Here is a 22,305-nt window from a genome sequence, read left to right as displayed (position 1 = left end):
GGGTTCCGGCGCCGGGGCGGGCGAAAGGTCGCGAAGGAGGGGAATTAGGTGTTGGGATCGACCGCCGGTTCGCGGCGGGTGCCCAAGCGCGCGGCGAGCCCCTCGGCACTTCCTGCACGCGGTTCGGCGCGCATCCGCGCCCCCTCCGACACGCGCTCGCGCCCGAAGAGGAGGAAGGTCATGGTCTGCGTCTCGGTCCCGCCGAACATGCCCTTCTTGAGCGTCGCGGGCAGCGTTTCGGGCCGCAGGTAGGTCCAGCCGCCGCGGGCCTCCTCGTTCAGGACGTCCATGAGCGTGCGGTTGTACTGCTCGACCCGGTCCTTCACGCCCTTGTACTTGCGCGGCTTGGTGGGCAGCGGCACCGTCTTGTATTCCATATCGCCCATGGTTTCCCCCTCAGAGCCCCAGTTTGTCGCGGACGATCTGCTGGACCGCCTGCGGATTGGCCTTGCCGCCGGTGGCCTTCATGACCTGACCGACGAACCACCCGGCCAGTTTGGGGTTTTGCTGGGCCTTTTCAACTTGTGCGGGGTTCGCGGCGATCACCTCGTCCACTGCGGCTTCGATCGCGCCGGTGTCGGTGACCTGCTTCATGCCGCGTGCCTCGACGATCTCGGCAGGGTCGCCGCCCTCGGTCCAGACGATCTCGAACAGGTCCTTGGCGATCTTGCCGGAGATGTCGCCCTTGCCGATCAGGTCGATGATCCCGCCCAGTTGGGCGGCGGTGACCGGGCTGTCGGCGAGGGTGTGCCCCTCCTTGTTGAGACGGCCGAAGAGCTCGTTGATGACCCAGTTCGCGGCCATCTTGCCGTCGCGGCCTCGGGCGACCTCCTCGAAGAAGGCGGCACTGTCGGTCTCCGCCGTCAGGACGCCGGCGTCGTACTCGGTCATGCCGAAATCGGCGACGAAGCGCGCGCGCTTTTCGTCAGGCAGTTCGGGGAGGCTCGCCGCGATCTCGTCCACCAGCGACTGCTCGACGGTGAGCGGCAGCAGGTCGGGGTCGGGGAAGTAGCGGTAATCATGCGCCTCCTCCTTCGACCGCATGGAGCGGGTCTCACCCTTGTTGGGGTCGTAGAGCCGGGTTTCCTGATCGACGGTGCCGCCGTCCTCCAGGATCGCGATCTGGCGGCGCGCTTCGTAGTCGATCGCCTGCTGGATGAACCGCATGGAGTTCATGTTCTTGATCTCGCAGCGTGTGCCGAGATTGGAGAAGTCCTGCGTCGCCTGATACTTCTCGTAATCGCCGGGGCGGCAGACCGAGACGTTGACGTCGGCGCGCAGGGAGCCGTTCTGCATGTTGCCGTCGCAGGTGCCGAGATAGCGCAAGATCTGGCGCAGCTTGCGGACATACTCCGCCGCTTCCTCCGGGCCCCGGATGTCGGGGCGGGAGACGATTTCCATCAGCGCGACGCCGGTGCGGTTGAAATCGACGAAGGACATGTGCGGGTCCATGTCGTGGATCGACTTGCCGGCATCCTGTTCGAGGTGGATGCGCTCGACCCGGACCTTGCGGCCGACGCCGGGCTCCATGTCCACCAGGATCTCTCCCTCACCCACGATCGGGTGGTAGAGCTGGCTGATCTGATAGCCCTGCGGCAGGTCGGGGTAGAAGTAGTTCTTCCGGTCGAACTGTGAGAAGAGGTTGATCTCCGCTTTCAGCCCCAGCCCGGTGCGGATCGCCTGCTCGACGCAGAACTGGTTGATAACGGGCAGCATGCCGGGCATGGCCGCATCCACCAGCGCCACATTGGAGTTGGGCTCGGCCCCGAACGCGGTGGAGGCGCCGGAGAAGAGCTTGGAGGTGGAGCTGACCTGGGCGTGCACCTCCATCCCGATCACGAGCTCCCAGTCGCCGGTGGCGCCGGAGATGACCTTGGGTTTCGGTTCGGTATAGGCGAGCTCGGTCATGCGGGTGCGTCCTGTCGAATGCGTCGGATGCGGTTTACGACAGGGAGCGGGGGCCAGCAAGGGGAGGCGGGCGTGCGCCTCCGGCGGGGATATTTTTCGCAGGAGAACAGGGCTGGATTGCGCCTAGGGTCGGGCCATGTCGCGGGATGTGGACGTCAGGAGGGTGCGATGGCGGAACGCGACGAGGTCGAGGGCTGGGTGCGGACCTATTTCGAGGCGACCCGCTCGATGGACGCGGCGCGCGGGGCCGGCTGTTTCGCCGAGGGCGCGACGCTGGAGGATCCGGTAGGCTCGCCGCTGATCACGACGCCCGAGGCGGTGATGGAGCGCGGTGTTGGCTTTCTCGCCGCGTTCGAGGAGGTGGGCCTCCACGAGGAGTTCATCCATGTGAACGGACTGGAGGCCGTGGCGCGGTTCACGGGCCGGGGTCTCGCTGGCGGGCAGGAAGTGAGCTTCGAAGGGATCGACTTCTTCCGCTTCAACGAGGACGGCAAGATCGTTCTGTTGCGCGGGTTCTTCGATCCGCCCCGAGACTGATCAGCCGGGCGACTTGCGGGAGAGCAGCCGGTTCAGCCGCCCCTGCTGCCACATGGCGAGGCCGGTGATGACGGCGAGCGGGATCAGGCCGAAGGCGAGCAGGCTCTCGTAGGCGGCGCTATCGCGGAGCGGCGAGTAGAAGAAGGTGCCGATCGCGAGGCCCAGGACGATGTGGAACCAGCGGAGCGTGCGGCGCAGGGCGGCAGGGGACATCGGACATCCTTTCAATGTTAGAGGTAGTCACATTATGTGATCAACGCTCACATGAGGGGCCGTTGGCATCGCTTCAAGAGCGGCGGCGGCCGCCGCGCCGGGGCGTGTCCGCGCGGTGACAGGCTGCGCTCAGCGCCCGCCGGACACGTCGATGGTGGTGCCTGTCATGTAGCTGGCGCCTGGGGAGATCAGGAAGATCGCGACCGCCGCGATTTCGTCGGGCAGGCCGGGTCGGCCCATGGGGATCGTGTCTGCCATCTCGGCGGCGCGGTCGGGGCGGCCGCCCTTAGCGTGGATCTCCGTCTCGATGACACCGGGGCGGATGCCGAGGACGCGAATGCCGCGCGGCGCTAGCTCCTTTGCCAGCCCGATGGTCATGGTATCGACGGCGCCCTTGCTGGCGGCGTAGTCGACATATTCGCCCGCGCTGCCGCCGCGTGCGGCGACGGAGGAGATATTGAGGATCGTGCCGCTGGTCATGCGCCGCGCGGCCTCCCGCGCCACGAGAAGGGCACCGGTGGTGTTCACCGCGATCACGCGCGCGATCTCGTCCGGTGTCGCCTGCGCTAGCGTCCGGCTGCGCGGCGGGACGATCCCGGCATTGTTGATGACCGCTGTGGGCGGGCCGAACGCGGCCTCGTGCGTGTCGAAGGCTTTGGAGACGGCGTCGGGATCGGTCACGTCCGCGGGCAGAAGGACGGCGCGCTGTCCGGCCTGCTCGACCGCGTGGCGGACCGTGGCGGCGCCGTCGGCGTCCGAGCGGTAGTTGATGCCGACATGGTATCCGGCCGTAGCCGCCGCCCGGGCGATGGCCGCCCCGATCCCGGCGCTCGCCCCGGTGATCAGGACGGACGCCGTCACGCGCCGCCTTTCACGATGCGCCAGCGATGGGCCTTCCCGTCCGGTCCGTCGTCGTGGAGGACGTGGCCCTGCTCGGTGCAGAAATGCGGGATGTCCACGACGGCTGCCGGATCGTCGGTGCGCACGCTCAACGTCTCACCCGGCGCAAGCGCCTGTAGACGCTTGCGGGCCTTGAGGACGGGAAGGGGGCACAAAAGGCCCGTGGCATCGAGCTCGGCGGTCATGAGATCCGGCATAGCCGGGCGGCGTAGGCCCGTCCAGCGGGCTCAGTCGTCGGCACCGGCGAAGTCCGCGTCGTTGTTGGCGGCGCCGGGGTTCCCGCTGCACTGCCCGCTGCTGTCCCGGATGTTGCCCGCACCCGGGCAGGTGGGGCGCAAATCGGCCCCGCATGCGCTGAGAACGAAGGCGGCCAAGACGAGGCCGAGGGCGGAATGGGACGCGGGTCGCTGCATGGGAACTCTCCTTCCCGCCGCTACATAGCGCGTGTCGAAGGATTGCAACGGGCCACGCGTTTGTGACCGCATGCCGCGTGACGTGAAGGGCAAAGCCGCGATATGCCGTGAAGGGACGAAGGAGGCGGAATGCTCGGACTGGAGATCATGGACGCGTCGCTGGGCGTGGCGCTCGGCATAGCGATGCTGGGCGGGCTCATGAGTTTCCTGAGCCCCTGCGTGCTGCCGATCGTGCCGCCTTACCTCGCCTACATGGCGGGATCTTCGGTGGACGAACTGGCCGAGGGCGATCGCAAGGCAAACCGGGCGATGATCGTCGCGGCACTCTTCTTCGTGATGGGGCTTTCGACGGTGTTCCTGATCATGGGTGCCGCGGCCTCGCAGATCGGGCGGGCGCTGTTGGAGTACCAGCGAGAGTTCGCGATGGCCGCCGGGGCGGTGGTCACGATCTTCGGCCTGCATTTCCTCGGCATCTTCCGGATTGGGTTCCTCTATCGTGAGGCACGGGTGGATGCGGGCGACCGGGGCGGCAGCGCCTTGGGCGCCTATGTGCTGGGCCTCGCCTTCGCCTTCGGCTGGACGCCGTGCATCGGGCCGATCCTCGGTGCGATCCTGAGCCTCGCGGCGCAGGAGGCGAGCGTGGGGCGCGGCATCGCGCTGATGGCGCTCTACGCGATCGGGCTGGGGGTGCCGTTCCTGCTGGCCGCCGTCTTCCTCAACCGGTTCATGGGCGCGATGAAGCGGATGCGAAAGCATATGGGCATGATCGAGCGGGCGATGGGCGTGCTGCTGGTCGTCGTGGGCGTCATGATGCTCACCGGCGCCTTCACCGACCTGTCGTTCTGGCTGCTGGAGCAGTTCCCGGCGCTGGGCGCGATCGGCTGAACTCGCCTGACGCGCGAGTAAATCGAGGCACATTAGGGACATGACGGGCGCCGCTTGCGCGCGCTATCACCGGGACATGGAGCAGTCCGGTCCCGAGGTGCGCAGCCGCGCCGTGTTCTTCATCCCCGGTTTCGACCCGGTGGGCGCGCGGCGTTACCGGGAGCTCTACCGCAGCCAGGGGGCGGAGCAGGCGGCGATCTCGGGCTACACCCTCGCGGTCGATGGTACGCCCCGCGGCGACGGGCGCTACGGGTGGAGCGTGGCGTTCACCGAGGACGAGCGGACGAGCGAGGCGGAGGTCATCTTCCTCGGCTGGAACGACCTGGTGCGCGACGCGATGAGCGACAGCGCCTTCCAGTCCTACTGGCAGATGGCGCGCACGGCGTGGATCTATGTCTCGACGGGCGCGCTGTGGCGGCTGATCCGGCTGCGTTGGGTGCCGATGGTGATCGCGCTCTACCCGATCTTCATGCTGATCCTTTATTTCAACATCGCCTTCTGGTCCGCGGTCGCGGCTCACCGGCTGTCGCCGCAGGGGATCGATTTTCTCGTCGGGCTGATCGTGTTCCTGGGCCTGATGCGCGGTCTGCGGCGGATCGATCAGCGCAACCTCTACGCCTTCTACCTGATGAGCGACTATGCCTTTGCGGCGCAGGAGCGGGGACGGATGCCGCCGCCGCTTGCCGCGCGGGTGGAGGAGTGGGTGGAGGAGGTCGCGGAGCGGGTGCCGCATGTGGACGAGGTGCTGATCGTCGGCCACTCCTCGGGCGCGGCACTGGCGGTGCATGTGGCCGCGGGGCTGGCGCGGCGCGGCGTCGGGCCGGTGAGCCTGCTCACACTGGGGGAGGTGATCCCGATGGTCAGCTTCCTGCCCACGGCGGGCGATCTTCGGCGGGACCTCCGGACGGTGGCGGAGGCTGAGAGCGTCTACTGGCTTGACGTTACCGCGCCGTCGGACGGGGCGTGCTTCGCGCTCGCCGATCCGGTGGCGGTGTCGGGGCAGTGGGCGGAGGGGCAGGTGAACCCCACCGTGATCTCCGGCACGTTCCTGCGGACGCTTTCGGAGGAGCAGATCGGGGCCTACAAACGGCGCTATTTCCGCAAACACGTGCAGTATCTCTGCGCCTTCGGGCGGCCGGGACCCTACGACTATTTCCGGATCACGGCGGGGCCGGTGAGCCTGCGCTCGCGCTTCGGCGACCGGGGTTCGACGGCGAGCCGGATCGTGGCGCCCGAGAGCGGGTTTCGGGACGCCGATCCGTGCCCGTGACGCCGCCGCGCCCGGTCAGCCGGCCGGAGGGGGCGAGCGTGCTGGCCCGCTGGCGGGCCTTCCGCAAGGACATGTTCAGCTCGCAGCCCGAACGGCTCTACCGCGCGCGGGTGGCGGAGTTGAAGACGCCGGTTTATCGCAGCTTCACCGTGCCGGATCCCGCGCTCGCCCGGCAGGTGCTGGAGGATGCGGAGGGCTTTCCGAAGAGCGACGTGCTCTCCGCGACACTGGGGCCGCTGTTGGGCCGTTCGGTTTTCGTGACCAACGGGGCGGAGTGGGGGGAGGCGCGGGCGCGGATCGATCCGGCCTTTTCCGGCGGGCGGGTGCGGGAGATGGCCCCGCAGATCGAGGCGGCGGCGCGGACGATGTGTGCAGGCCTGTCGCCGGGTGAAGTCGAGGTGGAGGCGGTCACGGCCCGCGCCACGGCGGACGTGATCCTGCGGGTTCTGTTCTCCCGCCCCATCGAGGATGCGCAGGCGGCGGAGGTCTACGACGCCTTCCGCGCCTACCAGCGGGCGCAGCCGCTGGCCTCGCCCGCCGATCTGCTGCGCCTGCCGCGCTGGGTGCCGCGGCGGCGGCGCGGGGCGGCGGCGGCGCGGCGGTTGCGGGCGCTTGTGGCCGGGTTGATCGCGGCGCGAACCGGGGAGGAGGACGACCTGACCGCGCGGCTGGTGAAGGCCGGGTTCGAGGGGGAGCGCCTGCTGGATCAGGCGGTGATGTTCCTGCTGGCGGGGCACGAGACCTCGGCCTCGGCCCTGTCCTGGGCGCTGCTGTGCCTCGCGCTGGCTGACGAGGTGCAGGAGCGGGCGGCGGTTGAGGCGCTTGCGGCGCCGGAGGGCTTCGCCGGGCTGCGGCAGATGCCGTTCCTGCGGGATGTTTGGCGCGAGGTGCTGCGCCTCTATCCGCCCGTTCCGATGCTGCCGCGGCGGGCGGCGCGGCCCGCGCAGCTCCGCGATCGGGAGGTCGCGGCAGGCGCGGCAGTGATCCTCTCGCCGTGGCACAGCGGGCGGCACGAGCGGGTCTGGGACGCGCCCCATGTCTTCGATCCCGACCGCTGGTCGCGCGACGTTCCGTCGGAGGCGTGGTTTCCGTTCTCCGCCGGGCCGCGCATCTGCCCGGGTGCGGGGTTCGCCAATACCGAAGGCGTCCTGATGCTGGCGGCGCTGTTACGGCACTGGCGGGTGGCGCCGGTCGAGGGGCGGATGCCGCGGCCCGTGGCGCATCTGACGGTGCGCGCGGCGGACGGGATCTGGCTGCGGTTTTCTGAGCGGAGCTGAAGACTCTTCAGGATGAAGAGTCTTGGGAAGATCTTTCGGCCGAAAGATCTTGGGCGTCGGCCAGGACGAAAACGCGGATGGCCGAGGCAAGGCCCGTTTCGGGATCCCGGCTCTCGTCGATCTGCGAGACGAGTGCGTTGATCGCCACGCCGCGCCGGGCCGCAATCGCGCGGAAGGCGGCCCAGAACTCCGGCTCCAGGCTGATCGAAGTCCGGTGGCCGCGCAGGGTGACGGAGTGCTTTTCGGGCCGGCTCATTCCCGCTTCTTGCCGTCGAGGTCGCGCTCGGCCCGCTTTGCCTCTGTCAGACGGGCTACCTTCTCCGCCTTGCTCTCGCCATGGCGAGCGGCGTTGGCGTCGGCCTCCTTGCGCGCCTCTTCGCGGCCCCTCTGCTTCTTCCAGCGGCGCAGGTTGATCGGGGCGTCGGCCATGCTCACTCCTCCAACTCGAAGAAGTCGGTGAGTCCGCTGCGCAGGGCCTCGGCCGTGTCGGGTGACAGGCAATCCACGGCGACCGCCTCGAAGAAGATCTCGGCGGTGATCGGCGGGCCGTCATAGGCGAGGATCGCGTCGAGGATCTCGAATTCCAGCTCGAAGAGGCGCGGGCGCAGCTCGCCCGACATGTCGGGCACCATCTCGGGCGGGTCCTCCTCGCCCATGGACCAGCGGTGCATGAAGCAGGACTGGATCTCCTTCTCCGCCGCGTTCTTGGCGGTGAAGAAGGCGCGCGCTGCACCGGGGTCGAGACCGATGGCCTGCGCGTCGACCATGGCGCGCTGGAGCGAGATCGCCTCGCGCGCCAGATCCTCCACCGGCGCGTTGCGGGCATAGCGCCACGCGGCCTCGTCGCGCATCAGCTCCAGCCGCTCGTCGATCAGGGGCAGGGGACCGCCCTCGGCCCGGAGCGGGCCGGCGGCCAGAAGGACGAAGGCGATCGTTGCGGGGCGCATTACTTCGGCCCGAGCATGTCCCTCGGCTGGACGACACGGTCGAATGTCTCCGCATCGACGAAGCCGAGGTTGATGGCTTCTTCCTTGAGCGTGGTGCGGTTCTTGTGCGCGGTCTTGGCGACCTTGGTCGCGTTGTCGTAGCCGATCTCGGGCGCGAGCGCGGTCACGAGCATCAGGCTTTCCCACATCAGCTTGGAGATCCGCTCCTCATCCGCCTCGATCCCAACGACGCAGTTGTCGGTGAAGGCGACGGCCGCATCGCCCAGAAGCTGCATCGACTGCAGGCAGTTGTAGATCATCATCGGCTTGTAGACGTTGAGCTCGAAATGGCCCTGGCTGCCGGCGAAGCCGATGGCCGCGTCGTTGCCCATGACGTGGGCGCAGACCTGGGTCAGCGCCTCGCATTGGGTGGGGTTCACCTTGCCCGGCATGATCGAGGAGCCCGGTTCGTTTTCCGGCAGCATCAGCTCGCCGAGGCCGCAGCGGGGGCCGGAGCCCAGCAGGCGGATGTCGTTTGCGATCTTGAAGAGGGAGGCTGCGACGGTCTTCAGCGCACCCGACATCTCCACGATCGCGTCATGTGCCGCCAGTGCCTCGAACTTGTTGGGGGCGGTGGTGAAGGGCAGGCCGGTGATGTTCGCGATGTTGGAGGCGACCTTCTCGGCAAAGCCCACCTTGGTGTTGAGGCCGGTGCCGACCGCGGTGCCGCCCTGTGCGAGCGGATAGATATTGTCGAGCGCGTGCTTCACCCGGCGGATGCCCTGCTCGACCTGATAGGCGTAGCCGCCGAATTCCTGGCCCAGCGTCAGGGGTGTCGCGTCCTGGGTGTGGGTGCGGCCTATCTTGATGATGTCGCTGAACGCCTCGGCCTTGTCGGCGAGCGCGCGGTGCAGCGTCTCCAGCCCCGGCAGCAGCACGTCGACGGCGGTACGGGCCGCGGCGATGTGCATCGCGGTGGGGAACGTGTCGTTCGAGCTCTGCGACATGTTGCAGTGATCGTTGGGGTGCACCGGGTCCTTGGAGCCGATCTCACCGCCCAAGATCTCGATCGCGCGGTTCGCAATGACCTCGTTGGCGTTCATGTTCGACTGGGTGCCGGAGCCGGTCTGCCAGACGACCAGCGGGAAGTGATCGTCGAGCTTGCCGGAGACCACCTCGGAGGCTGCCTCCACGATGGCGTTGCCGAGCTTCGGCTCCAGGCTGCCGAGCTCCATGTTCGCCTGGGCAGCCGCCTGCTTGATGGCGCCGAGCGCGCGGACGAGGGCCACGGGCTGCTTTTCCCATCCGATGGGGAAGTTCTGGATCGAGCGCTGGGTCTGCGCGCCCCAGTACTTGTCGGCCGGAACCTCGAGCGGTCCGAAGCTGTCGGTTTCCGTGCGCGTCTTCTGCATGGGCTCCCCTCCCTGACGTATTCCGCGCCTCTCTTAGCGGCGCGGGCGGCGGCGGGCAATCAGGACCGTTGCCACAAGGCACCAGCCCAGGACGCCCTTCGCGTGGGCCGACAGGGTCGTGGACCCGGTAAAGCTCAGCAATGTCACGACGGCCCCCGCCTCCGGATACCAACCGATCACCCATTGTGGCGGCAGTCCCGGAATAATTAGTCGATAATAGGCATAATAGATTTGCGGTGAGAACCATACGAAAAGCGCGAATGACAGGATTGCGACGGTGAGGCGCAAAAGCATCGGTCGTCCGCGGGCGAGGTGCCGGGTGCCCACGATCCATCCGGCCGCGAGGGTGAGCGACAGGAGAAGCAGGCCCGCGCGTTCCGCAAGATCGAGGGTGAAGAAGCTGTCGCCGTGGTAGAGGGGCAGATCAGTGCTTGCGGAAGCTGTCGAGGCTCACGACCTCGGCGCCGCCCTCGTCCCCGTCATCGTCGAGGGGGTCGTCGAGCTCGGGCTCGTCCAGCTCAGCCTCGATGGGGGTGCCTTCGGTGTCCTCCTCGCTTTCCTCCTGCGGCTCGAAGCGCAGGCCGAACTCGACGGAGGGATCGACGAAGGTCTTCACCGAATCGAAGGGGATCACCATCGGCTCCGGCGAGTTGCCGAAGTTCAGCGTGACGGCGAAGCGGTCGTCCATGACGGCGAGATTGTCGAACCATTCCTGCATCACGATGGTCATCTCGTCCGGATAGCGCTCGCGCAACCAATCGGCGAGGTCGACGCCCGGGTGGGCGGTGTCGAAGGTGATGAAGAAGTGGTGCTCGCCCGGCAGACCGTCCGCCGCGACCCGTTCCAACACGTCACGCAGCAGGCCGCGGAGCGCGCGGTGCATCATCTGCCCGTAGTTAATTCGGTCCGACATGGGGTCTCTCTTTCCAGTGCCCCGACCATAGCCGATTCTGTGGATGTGAACAGGTCCGTGATCTCGCAGGTTGTTTTCGTTCGCAAAACGATATAACTATGATTCTAGTTTTTTAGTGGAGTGGTTCATGCGCAGCGAAGAAGCAGCCCAGGGATTTGCCGCGCTCGGGTCCGAGGCGCGGCTGGAGGTGGTTCAGGCTCTGGTGCGTGCCGGCGCCCCGGGCCTCAGCGTCGGAGACATCCAGGTGCGCACCGGCATGGCGCCCTCGACCCTGGCGCATCACCTGCGCTTTCTCGCGGCCGCGGGCCTCGTCGTGCAGGAGCGGCAGGGGCGCACGGTGATCAACCGCGCCGATTTCGACCGGCTGGAAGCGCTGGGCCGCTTCGCCATGGAGGAGTGCTGCATCGAGCAGCCGTCCGAGAAGGAAGAGCAGAATGGTTGAGATCCCCGTTTCCCGCCGCGCGCTGCCGCGGCCGACCGCCTGGTGGGTGGTCGTTGCCATCCCGCTAGCCGTAGCGCTCTTCGATCCGGCCGCGCTGGGCGGGGTGCTCGACTTCGCCGCCCGGGCGCTGGGCGGAACGCTGCCCTACATCCTCGCTGCCGTCCTGATGATCGCCGGGTTGAAGGCGACGGGGGCCGAGCGGGCCATCGGCGCCGCGTTCGAGGGGCGGGAGAGCCGGGCGATCGTGCTCGCGGCCCTGATGGGCGGGCTGGCGCCGTTCTGCTCCTGCGAGGTGATCCCGTTCATCGCGGGGCTGCTGGCGGTGGGCGTGCCTCTGGGGCCTGTGATGGCGTTCTGGCTCGCCTCCCCCCTCATCGACCCGCCGTCGCTGGCGATCACCGCAGGCGCGCTCGGCTGGGACTTCGCCATCGGGAAGGCGGTGTCGGCAGTGGCGCTGGGCCTTTTCGGCGGGTTCGCGATGAAGGCGCTGTCGGGCCTCTTCACCGATCCGCTGCGCCCGCGGCAGAGCGGCGGCTGCGGCTGCGGTGCCCCGAAGATGGGTCAGCCCGTGTGGCGGTTCTGGGAGCATGCGGACCGGCGCGCCGTCTTCGGGCAGGAGCTGCGGGTCAACGGGCTGTTCCTGCTGAAATGGCTGACGCTTGCCTATCTGCTGGAGGCGCTGATGGTCCGCTACGTGCCCGCAGGGGCCATTGCGGGGCTGGTCGGCGGGGACGGGGTCTTCACCGTGGCGTTGAGCGCCGTGCTCGGCATGCCCGCCTATCTCAACTCCTACGCAGCACCCGCGCTGGTCGACGGGCTGATGGCGGAGGGGATGTCGGCCTCGGCCGCGATGGCCTTCATGATCGGGGGGGCGGTGAGCTCGATCCCCGCCATGGCGGCGGTCTGGAGCCTCGTGCGGCCGCAGGTCTTCGCGGTCTATCTCGGGCTCGGCTTCACGGGCGCGACGCTGGCCGGGCTGGTCTTCGGGATGATCGTCTGACGGGAGGGAAGTGCAGGCTTCTGTTGCCAGGTGCCTGCGAACCCCGCACGACGCTGCTAGGCGCCGAGACTTAGATTTCGGTTTGGCTACCGCTTACGCGGCAACGGCCACCGGAGCATGGTTGTCATTTGCAACTATACTGTTCGGACCGATAACGGTGGTACCTCACCGAGTGAAAGCAACGTCGTTAGACGTCCGTCGATACTGTTTCGGCCCCATGGTCCCCCGGTGGGGAGGTTGGTGGAGCCGCCGGGTACCGCCCCCGGGTCCGATCCGCTTATTACACGCGCGTTTATCACCATAGTCCCGCAAGCGAGACACCCGAGAAGTAGGGCGTCGGCCCTGCGAATGCAAGGCGTTACCGATTAGATAAAATTTTAACTAGACTTTTATGACGAGTCGATGACGCGCTCAAATCAAAAAAAACAGCAAAAAGGGGAGTGTCAAAGTGAAAATGCCTCAAATCATCGGTGCCCTTCTAGGGGTCCTCATCACCGTAAATTCACCTAATTCAGCACAATCACAGGATGTAGTTGTCTACACGGATAGAGGGATCAACTTCCTCTCTCCCATCGTGGACGCCTTCTACGCGCAAACGGGCCTCACCGTTGCCGTGCGTCCGCTCAGCGGCGATGTCATCGGCGCGCTGCTCGAAGAAACCGATGCCGGGGAGGCGGATGTCTTCATCACCGCATCTGTGACCCGGCTCGACGAAGCCTTCCAGAACGGCCTGACCGAGCCGGTGTCGTCTTCTATGCTCGACCTGCACGTGCCGGCGCAATTCCGACAGTCGGAGGGGCACTGGTACGGTGTGACCCGGCGGGTGCGGGCGCTCTACGTCTCCAAGGACGCGCCGCTGCGGTTGCGCAGCCTCACCTATGAGGATCTCGCCTCTCCTTACATGCAGGGGCGGATCTGCATCCGGTCGGGCTCGCATCCCTACAACATCGCCCTCTTCTCCGCCTATGCCGCCCATCACGGGCGGGAGGAGACGCGGGCCTGGCTGGCCGGTCTCAAGCAGAACCTCGCCCGGCTGCCGGAGGGCAATGACCGCGCGCAGATGCGGGCGGTGGCCGAGGGGATCTGCTCCGTCGCCGTGGCGAACTCCTATTACTACGGTCTCGCGCAGACGAATTTCCGGCAGCGCGAATGGGCACACCGGATCGACATCATCTTCCCGCGGTTCGAGGATGGCGGCAGCCACGTGAACATGTCCGGCATGGCGATGCTGTCGAGCGTGCGGGACAGGCGGGCCGCGCAGTCCTTCATGGAGTTCCAGCTTTCGGCGGAAGCGCAGGCGATCTATGCCCGGCGCAACTTCGAGTACCCGATGCGCACCGATGTGGGCTCGGGCAGCTTCGTCGACATGTGGGGCGCGTTCGAGAGCGATCCGATCGAGGTGCAGCTCATCACCGATCTCCACCTGTCGGTGGAGGACATGATCAACGAGATGGCCTTCAACGAGTAGGGGCCGGTTCCTCCTCCGCCGCTTCTCCGATGAGGAGCGGCGGGTTCAGCTCGCGGATCAGCTTGCCCTTGATGAGTTCGGGATAATCCTCGAACCCGTTGCGGGCGATCAGGTGGAAGGCGTCGGGGCCTACGATCACCTGGTCGGCGTAGTAGCTGACCGGGTCCGGGTCGCCCCCCGCGATCACCAGCGCGTTGACCGTGATGCCGGCGGCGATCAGGCGGGGATGCAGCTCCGGCGCCGTGCGCCCGTCATTGTCCACCCCGTCACCGGACAAGTCGATCACATGGCGGTCGCAGCGTTCGGGCAGCCGGTCGAACTGCCGGATCGCGTATTCCAGCGCCGTGCCGATGCCGGTGGAGAAGTTCTGGTAGCGCCGCGTGTGGGCCGACAGGCGGTCGGCGAGGGCCGCGATCTCCTCTGCCGAGGACAGCCGCGTCCAGCCGCCGATCGCGTCCTGCTGCATCTGGCCGGACCACTCGTAGGGCAGGACCAGCACGTGCTGGCCGGGCACCGACAGGATCGCCTCGATCACCGCCTCGTCACGGAAGGCGGCGGCGAGGCCGTAGAGCTGCAGCTCGTATTCCCACGAATTGACCGAGGACGAGATGTCCATGCCGAGCGCCAGCGCCAGCCGGCAGCGCGCCTCCGCCGGGGCGGCGAGCGCGAGAGTGAGGAGGAGCGCCCGGATCACCGGTTTTGTCCGATCAGGAAGGTGGGCTGCAATTCGCGCAGCAGCTTGCGCCGGATCGCTCGTTCATAATCACCATAGCCCGCCGCCACCTCCACGAAGGCCTGCGGCCCGCGAATGACCTCGGTCTGGAAATAGGCGGTCAGCGACGGGTGCCGGTCGCCGCCGATCACCAGCGCGTTCACAGCGACATTGGTCCAGTCATAGGCGCGGTAGGCGGAGGAGGGCGGAAAGCCATCATTACTCTCCCCATCGCCGGAGACATCGATCGCCCGCGCCTCGCAATCGGCGGGTCCGTTCGCGAAGTGCCGGATCCCGAAGGCGAGGGCGGAGCCGAGCGCCGTGGGTTCGCGATTGGTCGTCCGCCGGTGGCCGCGCATGCGCTGGGCCACCCGGTCGAGGTCGAAGGCGGTCTGGATGGGCACCCAGTCCACGATCATCATCTGCTGACGCTGGCCAGACCACTCCCACACCGTGAGGTAGACCGTGGGCTCCACCAGGAAGGCGGCGCGGATCTCCGGATCCTCGAGCGCGCGGGCCGTGCCCTCCATCTGGAGGCCATATTCGCGCGGATCGACGGAGGACGAGATATCGAGGGCCAATTGCAGCGCGAGCCGACAGGTCTGTGACGCTGCAGGGCCGGTGAGCAGCATCACGATGAGAAGCACGCGACCGATCATGAGCGCAGCCTAGCGCGCAACTTTCCGCCGGGGAAGCGGGGAGGGCGGCCCTCCCCGCGACGTGATGCCTTACCAGTGACCGGTATTCTCCATCGAGGCCCAGGGCTCCTGCGGCGCCTTGGCATCCCCCTTCTGCAGAAGCTCGACGGAGATGTTGTCGGGGGAGCGGACGAAGGCCATGTGCCCGTCGCGGGGCGGGCGGTTGATGGTCACGCCCGCATCCATCAGCTTCTGGCAGGTCTCGTAGATGTCGTCGACCTTGTACGCGAGGTGCCCGAAATGGCGGCTGTCATCGGGCAGGGCGTCGTCGCCGTCCCAGTTGTAGGTCAGCTCGACATCCGCGCGGCCGTCGTCCTGATCGGGCGGGCAGAGGAAGACGAGCGTGAAGCGGCCCTTCTCGTTGTCGATGCGCCGCCGCTCCTTCAGGCCGAGGAGGTCGCAGTAGAACTTCTTCGATTCCTCGATGTCACGGACGCGCACCATCGCGTGCAGATATTCGATGCCCATGGGCCTCCTCCTTCGTCTCTGAAAGCCGGTCGCGATAGATCAGCGCGACCTGCACGAAGCTCACATAGAGGAGGAGGTACCACGATCCAGCCTTCGCGAGCGGGGCGAGGCGGAACCCCTCGTGACCGGCATAGACCCAGGTGCCGGTGGAGGTGCCCACACTCTCCGCGATCCAGAGGAAGATGGTGGAAAGCCCGGCGGCGAGGATCAGCGGCATGGCGAAGCGGCGGGTGACGGTGAAGCGCACCATCGTGCGGCCGTAGATCACGACGGTCAGCGTCATCAGGACGTAGCGCAGGTCCGGGCCGAAATGGTGCCAGAAGAAGTTGAGGTAGATCGCGGCCCCGAGCGCCCAAGTCATCCACTCCGTCGGATAGGGCACGAAGCGCATGTCGAAAAGGCGGATGACCCGCGCCATGTAGCTGCCGACGGCGGCATACATGAAGCCGGAGAAGAGCGGCACGCCGCCGACCTTCAGGAGCCCCGGCTCGGGATAGTCCCAGGAGCCCATGTGGAGCTTGAAGATCTCCATCGCCGTGCCGCTGACATGGAAGAGCAGGATCACCCACGCCTCCCGCCGCGACTCCAGTCCAGTGGCAAGGAACAGGATCTGGATGCCGACCGCGGCGAGGACGAGGAAATCGTAGCGGGCGAGCCACCAGCTGTCCTCCCAGATCAGGCTGGTGCCGATCAGCAGGAGCAGCATCAGCCCGCCGAACAGGCACGCCCAGCCCTGCTTGAGCCCGAACATGATGAATTCCGCGATCCCGTGCGGCAGGCGCGCCCGCATCCAGTCGCCGAGTCGCCGCTCGACGCCGAGCCGGTGGGATTTTTCCTGCATCTGGTTGTTCCCCACGATCAGTCGTCAAGATATTGTTCGGAGGAATCGCGCGAAGCAAGACCGGAGACCCCGAATGCCCATCACCCCCGACCAGCAGGCCGAGATCGACGCCCAGCGGGGGGAGAGCCGTCAGACGCTGCGCGCCACGGTGCCGGGGATGGAGGCGCATCTCTACAAGGCGCACGAGGTGCTCGACCACGGCTTCGTCCGGGTCATCGACTATATGGGCGACGACAGCGCCATCGTTCAGGCCGCGCGGGTGAGCTACGGCCGCGGCACGAAGGCGGTGCAGAACGATGCGGGGCTGATCCGTTACCTGATGCGGCACTGGCACTCCACGCCCTTCGAGATGTGCGAGATCAAGCTGCACGTGAAGCTTCCCGTCTTCGTCGCGCGCCAGTGGATCCGGCACCGCACGGCGAATGTGAACGAGTACTCGGCCCGCTACTCCATCCTCGATCGGGAGTTCTACATCCCTGCGCCCGACCAGCTCGCCGCGCAGTCGAAGCAGAACAACCAGGGCCGCGGTGCGGTGCTGGAGGGCGAGGAGGCCGAGCGGGTGCTGCGCCTGCTGCGCGAGGACTCCACCCGCGCTTACGACCATTACGAGGAGATGCTGAGCCAGGACGGCCAGCAGGGCCTCGCCCGCGAGCTCGCCCGGATGAACCTGCCGGCCAATGTCTACACCCAGTGGTACTGGAAGGTGGACCTGCACAACCTCTTCCACTTCCTGCGGCTGCGCGCGGATGCCCATGCGCAGTACGAGATCCGGGTCTATGCGGAGGCGCTGTGCGAGGTCGTCGCCGACTGGGTGCCGCTTGCCTATGCCGCCTTCGAGGACTATCGGATGGGAGGTGTGCAGCTTTCCGCGCGCGGCCTCGACTGCCTGCGCCGGATGCTGCGTGGCGAAGAGGTCAATCAGGACAGCTCCGGCATGTCGGCCGGCGAGTGGCGGGAGTTCAAGGCGATCATTGATGGCTGAAATGGCTGCGACCCGGATCGTCATCACCGTCTGCACCCGGAACCGGCTCGACCTGCTCGAACCCTGCCTGCGCTCGCTCCTCGATCAGCTGGTACCCGAGGGCTTCGACGTCAGCATCGTCGTCTGCGAGAACGATGACCCGCCGAAATCCGATGCGCTCTGCGCCGAGATGGGGCCGCGGGTCACCTATGTGCAGGAGCCCGATCCCGGCATCTCGCCCGCCCGCAACACCGCGGTGCGCACGGCGCTCGAGGCGAATGCCGACTGGATCGTGTTCTTCGACGACGACCAGGTGGCGGAGGAGGGCTGGATGACCGCCCTGTGCGGTGAGATCGCCGAGGACCGCGCCGACGTTATCACCGGCCCAGCGCTGCGCCGTTACGAGGCCGAGCCGCCCGAGTGGTATCCGCCCTTCTCCGGCAACCGGAAGCCGACGGGCACGCGGATCAAGCTCGCCGCGAGCAACAACACCGCCTGCCGCCGCTATCTCTTCGCCGAGGACGGGCTCGCGCTGCGCTTCGATTATGCGCTGCGGTTCGCGGGCTCCAGCGACACCGAGCTCTTCTGGCGCGCGAACCAGGCGGGTGCGCGGTTCATCTGGTGTGACGAGCAGGTGGCGACGGAGTTCTGGCCGGCGAGCCGTCTGACGCTGAAGAGCCAGCTCCAGCGCGCGCAACGCACGGCGGAGAACCGGCACTATATCCTGGGCAAGCGCCACGGCCGACCGACGGCGGCGTTCCTCACCGGCTTCAAGGCGCTGCGGCGGCTCCTTGCCGTGCCCTTCGGCGGGATCGCGGGTCTGGTGCTGCTGCCGATCGACCGGGTCGGTGGGAAACGCCGTCTCTATAGTGCGGGGCGCAAGCTCTATCAAAGCTGGGGGGCGGTCCGTGGGCTGCTCGGCCTGTCCATCGAGGCCTATCGCGGGCGGTAGGGCAGCGCCCGGTCGCATGATTCACCCTCTTCCACCCCGGCCGCAGCCCGCGCGCCGGGGTTTTTCGTGGGCGCGCGCAGCCCTCCGGCAGGAAAATGACCGCGAAACGGGGGGCTTCGTTGGCGGAAATGTCGTCCCGCCCCGGCGTCCGCGACACAAAAATGAGCCGGCGAAAAAAATGCATTTTTGTGTCAGAATGCGGTTGCAGGGTCGGGGGAATCTCCGTAGATACCCCTTCACCGGCGGCGGGGAGCACAACACTCCACACCGCGGGGCGCCAAGAAAGACACTGGAAACAGTAACTTATGCCGGCGACGCTCTTTGACATTGATGAATATCTGAAGGGATATGCGGGCGGTTTGGTTGTCGTTATCGACGGTTGGACTGACTGTATATCGGCCGGTTAGGGGCTTTTTTGGGGTCTCGATGATATCGGTGTCAGCTTCACCATTGTGCCGGAAGGCGGGTTTAGGCTCGCGTGAAGGAACGATGGAAGTGACGATGCGCCTGGCTGCGAGGTCGGGTGTGTCTGATGTGCATTGGTTCAACGTCAAGAATGCCTTCGGGCATTTCAACTTGAGAGTTTGATCCTGGCTCAGAACGAACGCTGGCGGCAGGCCTAACACATGCAAGTCGAGCGAGATCTTCGGATCTAGCGGCGGACGGGTTAGTAACGCGTGGGAACGTGCCTCTCTCTACGGAATAGTCCCGGGAAACTGGGTTTAATACCGTATACGCCCTTTGGGGGAAAGATTTATCGGAGAGAGATCGGCCCGCGTCTGATTAGATAGTTGGTGGGGTAACGGCCTACCAAGTCGACGATCAGTAGCTGGTTTGAGAGGATGATCAGCAACACTGGGACTGAGACACGGCCCAGACTCCTACGGGAGGCAGCAGTGGGGAATCTTGGACAATGGGCGGAAGCCTGATCCAGCCATGCCGCGTGAGTGAAGAAGGCCCTAGGGTCGTAAAGCTCTTTCGCCTGTGAAGATAATGACGGTAGCAGGTAAAGAAACCCCGGCTAACTCCGTGCCAGCAGCCGCGGTAATACGGAGGGGGTTAGCGTTGTTCGGAATTACTGGGCGTAAAGCGCGCGTAGGCGGACCTTTAAGTCAGGGGTGAAATCCCGGGGCTCAACCCCGGAACTGCCTTTGATACTGGGGGTCTTGAGGTCGAGAGAGGTGAGTGGAATTCCGAGTGTAGAGGTGAAATTCGTAGATATTCGGAGGAACACCAGTGGCGAAGGCGGCTCACTGGCTCGATACTGACGCTGAGGTGCGAAAGTGTGGGGAGCAAACAGGATTAGATACCCTGGTAGTCCACACCGTAAACGATGAATGCCAGTCGTCGGGCAGCATGCTGTTCGGTGACGCAGTTAACGCATTAAGCATTCCGCCTGGGGAGTACGGTCGCAAGATTAAAACTCAAAGGAATTGACGGGGGCCCGCACAAGCGGTGGAGCATGTGGTTTAATTCGAAGCAACGCGCAGAACCTTACCATCCCTTGACATCCTGATCGCGGTCCCGGAGACGGGTCTTTCAGTTCGGCTGGATCAGTGACAGGTGCTGCATGGCTGTCGTCAGCTCGTGTCGTGAGATGTTGGGTTAAGTCCCGCAACGAGCGCAACCCTCGCCGTTAGTTGCCAGCATTTAGTTGGGCACTCTAGCGGAACCGCCGGTGATAAGCCGGAGGAAGGTGGGGATGACGTCAAGTCCTCATGGCCCTTACGGGATGGGCTACACACGTGCTACAATGGCAGTGACAATGGGTTAATCCCCAAAAGCTGTCTCAGTTCGGATTGTCCTCTGCAACTCGAGGGCATGAAGTTGGAATCGCTAGTAATCGCGTAACAGCATGACGCGGTGAATACGTTCCCGGGCCTTGTACACACCGCCCGTCACACCATGGGAGTTGGGTTTACCCGAAGGTGGTGCGCCAACCGTAAGGAGGCAGCCAACCACGGTAAGCTCAGCGACTGGGGTGAAGTCGTAACAAGGTAGCCGTAGGGGAACCTGCGGCTGGATCACCTCCTTTCTAAGGATGATCCTAGATCGGGAGATTGCCTGGCAATTCCCTGACGTGGATCACTTAGCAGAGCCGGTCCTCTTCGGAGGCGAGAGCTCATACAAGACGGCCGGGCCGTCCTCATATCCCTTCAGCGAGACACGAAGCCGCCGGCTTCGGATGGTGGGACAGTGGTGCCCAGAACGGCATCCGGGTGCCTCTTCGCTACCTTGTCCTGGACAAGGTCAGCAACCGCACTCGGTACGATCGAGCAGAGCTCGATTGACCGTGGGTCGGTAGCTCAGGTGGTTAGAGCGCACGCCTGATAAGCGTGAGGTCGGAGGTTCAAGTCCTCCTCGACCCACCAACCGGCCTTTTGCAAAGCAAAAGGTCCGGGGTCGCAGCAGGGCATTCCGAAGGAATGTCCCGGGAGCGACACGGTTGAGCGGTGTGCTGCCGGTAATCCTAGTTCCTGCCCGAGCGCGAGCATCGGGGCCTTTCCCTCTCGGCATCTTTCCTGCGGAAAGAGCCTGACGGGTGACGGCCCCACAAGGTTCGCCGGAGGCGAACCTTGTGGGGCCTTAGCTCAGCTGGGAGAGCGCCTGATTTGCATTCAGGAGGTCAGGAGTTCGATCCTCCTAGGCTCCACCAACATTCCTCTGCGTGTCTCATGAGACCCGATCTTCAAGCGCATCGCGGATGCGTTTGGACGTCTGGTCGGACCTTCGGGTCCAGGAAGACGACCTTTTACATCGTTCAGAGAGCAATACACGAGACGTTGTCGGGTGCATCCGAGTGGGGATGTACCGGCGGGGCGCAAGCCTTGCGACGGCAACAGTCTTTCCAAGTCAAGAACACTGACCTGGGCATCCTGCCTGATCTTCGGATCGTTCGGGATGTCCTTGGGAAGGCGTCTCGGTCCATCGAGTTCAGGGCCGGGGCGTTATGTGACTTCTGATCTGGGAGAAGTGTTATGCAGTCGGCCCTCTTCTGGCCCTCTCGGGAGCTTTCCTTTGGAAAGCCCCTGTCGGGATCCAGAAGAAGAAAGACTGCATGACAGTCTTTCTTCTTCTGGATTGGATCAAGCGCGAGAAGGGCGTTTGGTGGATGCCTTGGCAGCAAGAGGCGATGAAGGACGTGATACCCTGCGATAAGCTTGGGGGAGCCGGGAATAGGCTTTGATCCCAAGATCTCCGAATGGGGCAACCCACCTGACACTGACTTATTGAGTGGCTTCGGTTACTCATTAGGCCGGTGAAACAGGTACTTAATTCCTGAATATATAGGGTTTTAAGAGCGAACCCGGGGAACTGAAACATCTAAGTACCCGGAGGAAAGGACATCAATTGAGACTCCGTTAGTAGCGGCGAGCGAACGCGGACCAGCCGAGGTCTGAGAGTGAGTGGAACCAGTTGGGAAGCTGGGCGAGATGGGTGACAGCCCCGTACACGAAGCTCGATGACACGTATTAAGTAGGGCGGGACACGTGAAATCCTGTCCGAAGATCGGGGGACCACCCTCGAAGGCTAAGTACTCCTTGCTGACCGATAGCGAACCAGTACCGTGAGGGAAAGGTGAAAAGCACCCCGACGAGGGGAGTGAAACAGTACCTGAAACCGGACGCCTACAAACAGTCGGAGGGCTTCATGCCTGACGGCGTACCTTTTGTATAATGGGTCAACGACTTGGTCTTACGAGCAAGCTTAAACCGATAGGTGTAGGCGCAGCGAAAGCGAGTCTGAATAGGGCGCGTGAGTTCGTGGGATCAGACCCGAAACCGAGTGATCTAGGCATGGCCAGGTTGAAGGTGCGGTAACACGCACTGGAGGACCGAACCCACATCTGTTGAAAAAGATCGGGATGAGCTGTGCCTAGGGGTGAAAGGCCAATCAAACTCGGAGATAGCTGGTTCTCCGCGAAATCTATTTAGGTAGAGCGTCGCACGAATACCCCCGGGGGTAGAGCACTGGATGGGTAATGGGGCCCCACAGGCTTACTGATCCTAACCAAACTCCGAATACCGGGGAGTACTATGCGGCAGACACACGGCGGGTGCTAAGGCCCGTCGTGGAAAGGGAAACAGCCCTGACCAACAGCTAAGGCC

25 protein-coding genes, 2 tRNA genes, 2 rRNA genes and 1 other RNA gene (1 of these 30 only partly in view) are annotated in these 22,305 nt (G+C 65.3%); 13 read left to right on the top strand and 17 right to left on the bottom strand.

The features are described 5' to 3' along the window. Positions 1–44: 44 nt before the first annotated feature. Together I0K15_RS04340 and gatB are read right to left on the bottom strand one after the other, a co-directional pair. Positions 45–386, bottom strand: coding sequence for a DUF4177 domain-containing protein (locus I0K15_RS04340; RefSeq protein WP_196104188.1), 342 nt, complete (start codon positions 384–386; stop codon positions 45–47). Between the two features lie 10 nt (positions 387–396). After that, positions 397–1,908: an Asp-tRNA(Asn)/Glu-tRNA(Gln) amidotransferase subunit GatB gene (gene gatB / locus I0K15_RS04335; RefSeq protein WP_196104187.1), complete on the bottom strand. Its 1,512-nt coding sequence runs from the start codon at positions 1,906–1,908 to the stop codon at positions 397–399. A 168-nt stretch (positions 1,909–2,076) separates the two neighbouring features. On the opposite strand from gatB, the gene I0K15_RS04330 reads away from it, so the two are divergent. After that, on the top strand, positions 2,077–2,445 hold the full coding sequence (locus I0K15_RS04330; RefSeq protein ID WP_196104186.1) for a nuclear transport factor 2 family protein: 369 nt from the start codon (positions 2,077–2,079) through the stop codon (positions 2,443–2,445). On the opposite strand, the gene I0K15_RS04325 is transcribed toward I0K15_RS04330, so the two are convergent. The 4 genes from I0K15_RS04325 to I0K15_RS04310 form a co-directional block, all read right to left on the bottom strand. After that, positions 2,446–2,658: a hypothetical protein gene (locus I0K15_RS04325; protein WP_196104185.1), complete on the bottom strand. Its 213-nt coding sequence runs from the start codon at positions 2,656–2,658 to the stop codon at positions 2,446–2,448. A gap of 129 nt (positions 2,659–2,787) precedes the next feature. Continuing rightward, on the bottom strand, positions 2,788–3,519 hold the full coding sequence (locus I0K15_RS04320; protein ID WP_196104184.1) for an SDR family oxidoreductase: 732 nt from the start codon (positions 3,517–3,519) through the stop codon (positions 2,788–2,790). Further along, on the bottom strand, positions 3,516–3,743 hold the full coding sequence (locus I0K15_RS04315) for a sulfurtransferase TusA family protein (protein ID WP_196105363.1): 228 nt from the start codon (positions 3,741–3,743) through the stop codon (positions 3,516–3,518). The genes I0K15_RS04320 and I0K15_RS04315 overlap by 4 nt, the downstream gene beginning before the upstream one ends. Before the next feature lie 42 nt (positions 3,744–3,785). Beyond that, the gene (locus I0K15_RS04310) at positions 3,786–3,971 is read right to left on the bottom strand and encodes a hypothetical protein (RefSeq protein ID WP_196104183.1); all 186 of its coding nucleotides are present in this window, start codon (positions 3,969–3,971) and stop codon (positions 3,786–3,788) included. A gap of 129 nt (positions 3,972–4,100) precedes the next feature. On the opposite strand from I0K15_RS04310, the gene I0K15_RS04305 reads away from it, so the two are divergent. From I0K15_RS04305 to I0K15_RS04295, 3 genes are read left to right on the top strand one after another with little or no spacing between them, the layout of a single operon-like run. Then, on the top strand, positions 4,101–4,856 hold the full coding sequence (locus tag I0K15_RS04305) for a cytochrome c biogenesis CcdA family protein (protein WP_196104182.1): 756 nt from the start codon (positions 4,101–4,103) through the stop codon (positions 4,854–4,856). A 40-nt stretch (positions 4,857–4,896) separates the two neighbouring features. Beyond that, complete coding sequence (locus I0K15_RS04300) at positions 4,897–6,126, top strand: oxamate carbamoyltransferase subunit AllH family protein (protein ID WP_230374288.1); 1,230 nt, start codon at positions 4,897–4,899, stop codon at positions 6,124–6,126. Then, on the top strand, positions 6,117–7,403 hold the full coding sequence (locus I0K15_RS04295) for a cytochrome P450 (RefSeq protein ID WP_338420756.1): 1,287 nt from the start codon (positions 6,117–6,119) through the stop codon (positions 7,401–7,403). The genes I0K15_RS04300 and I0K15_RS04295 overlap by 10 nt, the downstream gene beginning before the upstream one ends. Before the next feature lie 7 nt (positions 7,404–7,410). Here I0K15_RS04295 and I0K15_RS04290 read toward each other — a convergent pair whose 3' ends face one another. The 6 genes from I0K15_RS04290 to I0K15_RS04265 form a co-directional block, all read right to left on the bottom strand. After that, complete coding sequence (locus tag I0K15_RS04290) at positions 7,411–7,659, bottom strand: ribbon-helix-helix domain-containing protein (protein ID WP_196104181.1); 249 nt, start codon at positions 7,657–7,659, stop codon at positions 7,411–7,413. Further along, positions 7,656–7,832: a DUF4169 family protein gene (locus tag I0K15_RS04285; protein ID WP_196104180.1), complete on the bottom strand. Its 177-nt coding sequence runs from the start codon at positions 7,830–7,832 to the stop codon at positions 7,656–7,658. Before I0K15_RS04285 ends, I0K15_RS04290 begins: the two co-directional genes overlap by 4 nt. 2 nt (positions 7,833–7,834) lie before the next feature. After that, positions 7,835–8,350 (bottom strand): chorismate mutase family protein, encoded by a 516-nt coding sequence (locus I0K15_RS04280; RefSeq protein WP_196104179.1) that lies wholly within the window; start codon positions 8,348–8,350, stop codon positions 7,835–7,837. Next, positions 8,350–9,741, bottom strand: coding sequence for a class II fumarate hydratase (gene fumC / locus I0K15_RS04275; RefSeq protein ID WP_196104178.1), 1,392 nt, complete (start codon positions 9,739–9,741; stop codon positions 8,350–8,352). Before fumC ends, I0K15_RS04280 begins: the two co-directional genes overlap by 1 nt. A 33-nt stretch (positions 9,742–9,774) precedes the next feature. Further along, positions 9,775–10,035, bottom strand: coding sequence for a hypothetical protein (locus I0K15_RS04270; protein ID WP_196104177.1), 261 nt, complete (start codon positions 10,033–10,035; stop codon positions 9,775–9,777). Between the two features lie 130 nt (positions 10,036–10,165). Next, positions 10,166–10,654, bottom strand: coding sequence for an SspB family protein (locus tag I0K15_RS04265; RefSeq protein WP_196104176.1), 489 nt, complete (start codon positions 10,652–10,654; stop codon positions 10,166–10,168). 127 nt (positions 10,655–10,781) lie between these two features. On the opposite strand from I0K15_RS04265, the gene I0K15_RS04260 reads away from it, so the two are divergent. Together I0K15_RS04260 and I0K15_RS04255 are read left to right on the top strand one after the other, a co-directional pair. Further along, positions 10,782–11,096, top strand: coding sequence for an ArsR/SmtB family transcription factor (locus I0K15_RS04260; RefSeq protein WP_196104175.1), 315 nt, complete (start codon positions 10,782–10,784; stop codon positions 11,094–11,096). Continuing rightward, positions 11,089–12,096, top strand: a complete 1,008-nt coding sequence (locus tag I0K15_RS04255; RefSeq protein ID WP_196104174.1) for a permease — start codon at positions 11,089–11,091, stop codon at positions 12,094–12,096. The genes I0K15_RS04260 and I0K15_RS04255 overlap by 8 nt, the downstream gene beginning before the upstream one ends. A 9-nt stretch (positions 12,097–12,105) precedes the next feature. Here the strand turns inward: I0K15_RS04255 and ssrA are convergent. Further along, positions 12,106–12,454, bottom strand: a transfer-messenger RNA (tmRNA) gene (gene ssrA, locus I0K15_RS04250). Between the two features lie 216 nt (positions 12,455–12,670). On the opposite strand from ssrA, the gene I0K15_RS04245 reads away from it, so the two are divergent. Beyond that, entirely contained in the window at positions 12,671–13,564 is an 894-nt protein-coding gene (locus I0K15_RS04245; protein ID WP_196104173.1) for an extracellular solute-binding protein, read from the top strand. Here the strand turns inward: I0K15_RS04245 and I0K15_RS04240 are convergent. The 4 genes from I0K15_RS04240 to I0K15_RS04225 form a co-directional block, all read right to left on the bottom strand. Beyond that, positions 13,554–14,258 carry a DUF1194 domain-containing protein gene (locus I0K15_RS04240; protein ID WP_196104172.1) on the bottom strand — a complete coding sequence of 235 codons (705 nt, stop codon included), beginning with the start codon at positions 14,256–14,258 and terminating at the stop codon, positions 13,554–13,556. The genes I0K15_RS04245 and I0K15_RS04240 overlap by 11 nt on opposite strands. Beyond that, entirely contained in the window at positions 14,255–14,935 is a 681-nt protein-coding gene (locus I0K15_RS04235) for a DUF1194 domain-containing protein (RefSeq protein ID WP_196104171.1), read from the bottom strand. The genes I0K15_RS04240 and I0K15_RS04235 overlap by 4 nt, the downstream gene beginning before the upstream one ends. A 69-nt stretch (positions 14,936–15,004) precedes the next feature. Further along, entirely contained in the window at positions 15,005–15,442 is a 438-nt protein-coding gene (locus I0K15_RS04230) for a VOC family protein (protein ID WP_196104170.1), read from the bottom strand. After that, positions 15,402–16,283, bottom strand: coding sequence for a DUF817 domain-containing protein (locus tag I0K15_RS04225; RefSeq protein WP_230374287.1), 882 nt, complete (start codon positions 16,281–16,283; stop codon positions 15,402–15,404). The genes I0K15_RS04230 and I0K15_RS04225 overlap by 41 nt, the downstream gene beginning before the upstream one ends. Positions 16,284–16,356: 73 nt before the next feature. Between I0K15_RS04225 and thyX the strand changes: the two genes are divergently transcribed. From thyX to I0K15_RS04195, 6 genes are all read left to right on the top strand, one after another. Next, entirely contained in the window at positions 16,357–17,265 is a 909-nt protein-coding gene (thyX, locus tag I0K15_RS04220) for an FAD-dependent thymidylate synthase (RefSeq protein WP_196104169.1), read from the top strand. Further along, a complete protein-coding gene (locus tag I0K15_RS04215; RefSeq protein WP_196104168.1) occupies positions 17,258–18,196 on the top strand; it encodes a glycosyltransferase family 2 protein in 939 nt (312 codons plus the stop codon). Before thyX ends, I0K15_RS04215 begins: the two co-directional genes overlap by 8 nt. A gap of 572 nt (positions 18,197–18,768) precedes the next feature. Next, positions 18,769–20,231: ribosomal RNA gene (locus I0K15_RS04210) — 16S ribosomal RNA — on the top strand. Between the two features lie 260 nt (positions 20,232–20,491). Then, positions 20,492–20,568: transfer RNA gene (locus tag I0K15_RS04205), tRNA-Ile, on the top strand. Positions 20,569–20,776: 208 nt separating this feature from the next. Continuing rightward, positions 20,777–20,852 (top strand) — tRNA-Ala (locus I0K15_RS04200). 428 nt (positions 20,853–21,280) lie between these two features. Continuing rightward, positions 21,281–22,305, top strand: a 23S ribosomal RNA gene (locus I0K15_RS04195) (it continues 1,805 nt past the right edge of the window). Together the 16S and 23S rRNA genes with 2 tRNA genes alongside form the textbook arrangement of a ribosomal RNA operon.

The organism is Pontivivens ytuae (assembly GCF_015679265.1).
GTDB lineage: Bacteria > Pseudomonadota > Alphaproteobacteria > Rhodobacterales > Rhodobacteraceae > Pontivivens > Pontivivens ytuae.
This window is presented reverse-complemented; position numbering and strand designations above follow the sequence as displayed.